This window comes from Pseudomonas sp. 32_A, from assembly GCF_017490905.1.
Classification (GTDB): Bacteria; Pseudomonadota; Gammaproteobacteria; order Pseudomonadales; family Pseudomonadaceae; genus Aquipseudomonas; species Aquipseudomonas inefficax.
This window is the reverse complement of the sequence record NZ_JAFGYI010000336.1, coordinates 1-449: the sequence shown is the minus strand read 5'-3', so window position 1 is coordinate 449 and position 449 is coordinate 1. Positions and strand designations below refer to the sequence as shown.

Below are 449 nucleotides of genomic sequence, written 5' to 3'. Positions count from 1 at the left end.
GTACAATGCCTTCGCTCGCAACCCGGGCGCGACGTCCCGGCGCCGGATGCGAACGCGCGTTTGCGGCGTGTGGGTGGGTGACATGCGCGTCTGCGACGTGCGCGTTTGCAACGTGCGCGTCGATGACGAACGCGTCTGCGTCGCGCACGTTCGCGGACGCACGCACGCGTTCCCCGCCGCCGGCCCGCGCGACGGCGCGCTTCACGCCGCGGACGCCGCGCGCAAGATACAAGCGCAAGAGCCGCGCACGTGAACGCGCGAGCCGCCCGCGTCGCGAGCGCACAGGCCGCACACGCGTTCGTCACGAGCGTGCACGTGGCGATCGCACACCGCGTCCGTCCGTTCGATCGAACGGCGCCGGACCACCGCCGCGAGGTTTTTCGTCATGTCGGACATTGCAGTGCAGGAAGACGCCGCCGTCGCGGCGAGCGCGCGGCCCGCGTCGCGCG

General features: G+C 72.4%; 2 protein-coding genes. Both read right to left on the bottom strand.

What is annotated here, in order from left to right:
* A partial coding sequence (locus J5M58_RS26945) for a hypothetical protein (RefSeq protein ID WP_207880465.1) occupies window positions 1–205 on the bottom strand: 205 nt, incomplete at its 3' end.
* A partial coding sequence (locus J5M58_RS26940) for a hypothetical protein (protein ID WP_207880462.1) occupies window positions 202–449 on the bottom strand: 248 nt, incomplete at its 5' end. The genes J5M58_RS26940 and J5M58_RS26945, both read right to left, overlap by 4 nt.